The sequence below is a fragment of the Saccharomonospora saliphila YIM 90502 genome, from assembly GCF_000383795.1.
Classification (GTDB): domain Bacteria; phylum Actinomycetota; class Actinomycetes; order Mycobacteriales; family Pseudonocardiaceae; genus Saccharomonospora; species Saccharomonospora saliphila.
On sequence record NZ_KB912675.1, the window covers coordinates 1 to 2,925 of the forward strand.

General features: G+C 71.2%; 4 protein-coding genes and 1 pseudogene. 4 read left to right on the plus strand and 1 reads right to left on the minus strand.

Annotated features, from left to right (window positions below; all coding sequences use genetic code 11):
* Nucleotides 1-37 precede the first annotated feature (37 nt).
* Together SACSA_RS22655 and SACSA_RS25245 are read left to right on the plus strand one after the other, a co-directional pair.
* The gene (locus SACSA_RS22655) at nt 38-445 is read left to right on the plus strand and encodes a hypothetical protein (RefSeq protein WP_157596831.1); all 408 of its coding nucleotides are present in this window, start codon (nt 38-40) and stop codon (nt 443-445) included.
* Between the two features lie 146 nt (nt 446-591).
* The gene (locus SACSA_RS25245; RefSeq protein WP_019816165.1) at nt 592-741 is read left to right on the plus strand and encodes a hypothetical protein; all 150 of its coding nucleotides are present in this window, start codon (nt 592-594) and stop codon (nt 739-741) included.
* Nucleotides 742-926: 185 nt separating this feature from the next.
* On the opposite strand, the gene SACSA_RS0112020 is transcribed toward SACSA_RS25245, so the two are convergent.
* Nucleotides 927-1,115, minus strand: a complete 189-nt coding sequence (locus SACSA_RS0112020) for a hypothetical protein (RefSeq protein ID WP_019816166.1) — start codon at nt 1,113-1,115, stop codon at nt 927-929.
* Between the two features lie 185 nt (nt 1,116-1,300).
* Here SACSA_RS0112020 and SACSA_RS0112025 point away from each other — a divergent pair, with 185 nt between their 5' ends.
* Together SACSA_RS0112025 and SACSA_RS0112030 are read left to right on the plus strand one after the other, a co-directional pair.
* Nucleotides 1,301-1,540, plus strand: a complete 240-nt coding sequence (locus SACSA_RS0112025; protein WP_019816167.1) for a DUF6480 family protein — start codon at nt 1,301-1,303, stop codon at nt 1,538-1,540.
* Between the two features lie 9 nt (nt 1,541-1,549).
* Nucleotides 1,550-2,834 (plus strand): annotated as a pseudogene (locus SACSA_RS0112030) (NAD(P)/FAD-dependent oxidoreductase); the annotation flags it as partial.
* Between the last annotated feature and the right edge of the window lie 91 nt (nt 2,835-2,925).

Consider the following 2,925-nt stretch of genomic DNA (forward strand, 5'->3'; position numbering starts at 1 on the left):
CGCCGCGTACCCGGCCGCGGTGGCCCGGCGAGCCACCGTGGCCGAGGACACCGGTGCCCCTACCGGTGACGCCGCCGCTGGCCGCGTTGCCGTCGCCGCTGGTTCCGTTGCCGCCAACGCCGCTGGTGACGCCGCCGCTGGTGACGTCGCGGCTGGTGACGCCGCCGTTGGTCACGCCGCCGTTGGTCACGCCGCCGTTGGTCACGCAGCCGTCGGTTACGCCGCCGCTGCTCCTGGTGCCGCCGACCTCGCTGCCGATACCGCCGAGGCCGCCGCTGTCGACGACCTCGTGGCCGACCTGCGGGCGCTGCGCAACTGCCTGGCCACCGGCGCCGCGGTCGTCGACCCTGCCCTGGACGACCTGCGGGAAACGGCCGAACCTCCGGCGTGGGAGGTCGAGTTCGCGGCACGCTTCAGGGAGTGGGCCGCCGCGAACGAGCACTGACCGCCGGCGTTGGCGTCATCGGTGTGCCCCTCGCCGTTCAGCGTCACTTGACCGATTTTCAGCCGTTCGAGGCCACGGTGTGGTGTGTTTTTCGTCTCTTTGCCGGGGTATATCCAAGATCATCAGGCAGTCGAAAGGAGACACCGATGCACCACCACCCCGACGCGGCACAGCCGGAGGTTCCCGACACCGCTGATTCCGGAACGGTGGCGGGCATGACGGGCGCCGCCGGAGGTGTCACCGTCCTCGACGAGGACGACGATCTGGAACCCACGATCGTGCGAGGGCGCGAGTAAACCGTCCACACCAGACTCACTGTCGCGGGTGCCGTCCCCGGCACCCGCGAACGACGAGCCGCGCGCCGAGCGGGCTCCCCGGAACGTGACTCCCGGGACGGCCCGTTCGGCGCGCGGCTCGTCACGCTCGCGCGCGGCTGGTCACCCGCGCGCATCCTCGCGTGCGCCGGACGCTCGACGTGCGGTCAGACCTCGTCGCGGCCCTCGGCCATGTCCTCGCCGAAGCCGGGCACCGGCGGGTCGTCGTCAGCGGGCGGCTCCGGGTCGCGCCACTCCTCGGCCCTGCTCGGACGGTTGCCCTTCAGCATGCCCTGCATCTCGGCCTTGAGTTCGTCGTCCTCGCGGGGACTGTGCGTGTCGCTGTCGCGGTGCATCCGCGCGCTCCTCTCGGGCTGGTGCTCGCTGGTCCTCGCGGCCGGTGCGGCCCGTAGGCCCACGCACCGCGGAACTCGGCGGCTACCCGTGGGCCGGCCGGGTGAAACGCCGGGTTGACCCTCGCCCGTCCGGGTACTCCGTGGGCGGATCCACGGGCGACCGCGGAGCGAACGGAGGCGTTGTCATGACCTCGCAGGGGCCTGACCCCGACCCGCGGACGACGCCGGGTCTTGAGGCCGGTGGCGGTGTGCCGCCGGGCGAGACGCCGCCGGATTCGGCGCAGACATCGGGGACCACGCATCGCGAACCCCGGCAGTCGAAGGCGATGTCCACGGCCTGGGTCGTGACCATCGTGGTGTCCGTGGCGCTGATCGCGGGGTTCTTCCTCGCGTACCTGATCGTCTACCTCGTCAACGGTGGCTAGGAGGTCCGTGTGCCGAAACGGATTGTGATCGTCGGAGGCGGCTACGTCGGCCTCTACACGGCGTTGCGGCTGCAGAAGTGCCTGCGTGAGGGCGAGGCCGAGGTGACGGTGGTCAACCCCGAGAACTTCATGGTGTACCGCCCGTTGTTGCCCGAGGTCGCCTCCGGAACCCTCGAACCGAGGCACGCCGTGGTCCCGCTGCGCGCGGCTCTGCGCGGCACCCGGTTCATCGCAGGGGCCTTGACCGGCCTCGACACCGACCGGCGGATCGCCACGGTGGAGCCCGAGGCGGGCGAGCCGCTGGAACTGCCTTACGACGAGCTGGTACTCGGCCTGGGCAACACGTCCAAACTGCTGCCGATCCCAGGGCTCGCCGAGCACGGCATCGGCTTCAACTCGCTGGCCGAGGCCGCCCACCTGCGCGACCGGGTGCTCGGTCAGATGGAGATCGCGGCGGCCAGCGACGATCCCGAGTTCCGCAGGCGCGCGTTGACCTTCGTCTTCGTCGGCGGCGGTTACACCGGCGTCGAGGCCATCGCCGAGTTGCAGGACATGGCGATGGACGTCCTCGAGGGCTATCCGGAACTCGACCGCACGGAGATGCGGTGGGTGCTGGTGGAGGCGGTGGACCGCATCCTGGGCACGGTGAGCCGGGACCTGGCCGAGCTCGCGACCACGGAGCTGACCGCGCGGGGCATCGACATCCGGCTCAACACGCTGCTGGAATCGGCCGAGGAGGGCGTGCTCCAGCTCTCCGACGGCACGAAGTTCTCGGCCGACACGCTGGTCTGGGTCGCCGGAACGCGGCCGCAGTCGGTGGTCGGGCGGCTCGGACTGCCGGTGGACGACGGAGGCAGGCTGGTCGTGGACGACACGATGCGGGTGACCGGATATCCGAACGTGTGGTCGGCGGGCGACTGCGCGGCCGTGCCCGACCCGGAAAGCGGCGGCACCTGCCCGCCGACGGCCCAGTACGCCGTACGGCAGGCACAGCAGCTCGGCGACAACCTCCTGTTCACGCTGCGTGGCGAGGCGGTGAAGCCGTTCCGCTACAACAGCAGGGGCGAGTTCGTCACCCTCGGCAAGAACAAGGCCGTCGGCGAGGTGCTGGGGCGCAAGGTCAACGGCTCGCTCGCCTGGACGCTGCGGCGCGCCTACTACGCGACCCAGATCCCCACCTGGAACCGCACGGTGCGGGTCCTCGGTGACTGGCTCGTCGGCATGGCCGTTCGGCCACGACGTCGTCGACTTCGGCTCCCGTGAGACGCCGCGCGGCGCGTTCGAGGAGGCCGCGCGCACGAGGCTGAGCACGCCGGGATGGACCTCGAACGCTGGGCCTCGGACCCGGGCATGGAGACCTGGGACTACGCACACTGCCTGCCCTA